Origin of the sequence: Paenibacillus sp. 598K (genome assembly GCF_003851045.1) — a bacterium.
In the GTDB taxonomy this organism is placed as follows: domain Bacteria; phylum Bacillota; class Bacilli; order Paenibacillales; family Paenibacillaceae; genus Paenibacillus_D.
Map to the genome: position 1 here is coordinate 768 of NZ_BFBX01000051.1, position 839 is coordinate 1,606.

Here is an 839-nt window from a genome sequence, read left to right on the forward strand (position 1 = left end):
CGATCCGGCTCTGGAAGATACCCTTGGCGCCCTGGGCCGTGGAGTAATAGACCGCGCCGTCCTCGTCGAAGAAGAGATCCGGATCGATGCCCGGCTGATCGATGCGGATCGGCTCGGACCACTCGCCGCGCGGATCGTCTGTCGTGACGATAAAGTTGCCGACGCCGGACACATTGGTCGTCGTCATATAGTAGATGCCGTTGTCGACACGGATCGTCGGCGCGAAGACGCCGCCCGAGCTCCTCGCCGTATCTAGCGGCAGCTGGCTCGGACGAGTCAGCACATGGCCGATCTGCTGCCAGTGCACCAGATCGCGGCTGTGGAACAGCGGCACGCCGGGATAATATTCGAAGGAACTCGTCACGAGATAATAATCGTCCCCCGAGCGGCAGATGCTCGGATCGGGGTGGAAGCCGCTGATGACGGGATTGCGGTAGGTCATAGTACAATTCGCTCCTCTATCAATAAAAATAGATGCGTCCTAACCGTACCATGTCCTACCATCTCCGACAACCTGCCGAACTGCAGCTCCTGCCGACATCGCCCCAGACAAAAAGCGCCAGCGAGCTGGCGCCTGTGACAGCCTCAAGACGCTGCGGATGCCCCTTGCATCGCCCGGCACTCGCCGGCCTCGCTCATCCGGGGCGCGAGCGCCGCAGCAGGTAGAGGAAGAACGGAGCACCCAGCAGCGTCGTCACCGCGCCGACGGGCAGACTCGATACCCGGTGCTCCAGACCGGACAAGGTGAGCGTCAGCGTCATGCTCTGGCTTAGCCAGTCGGCCCCGGACAACAGGACTGCGGAGAGCAGCGCACTCACCGGGAACAGTCTCGTCGGTCG

Annotated in this window: 2 protein-coding genes; both read right to left on the reverse strand. The window is 62.5% G+C overall.

All coding sequences use genetic code 11. The annotated features are described in order from the left end of the window. A partial coding sequence (locus PA598K_RS16025) for a family 43 glycosylhydrolase (RefSeq protein WP_148091957.1) occupies positions 1-442 on the reverse strand: 442 nt, incomplete at its 3' end. A 193-nt stretch (positions 443-635) separates the two neighbouring features. Continuing rightward, the coding region (locus tag PA598K_RS16030) for an iron chelate uptake ABC transporter family permease subunit (RefSeq protein WP_148091958.1) at positions 636-839 on the reverse strand (204 nt) is incomplete at its 5' end.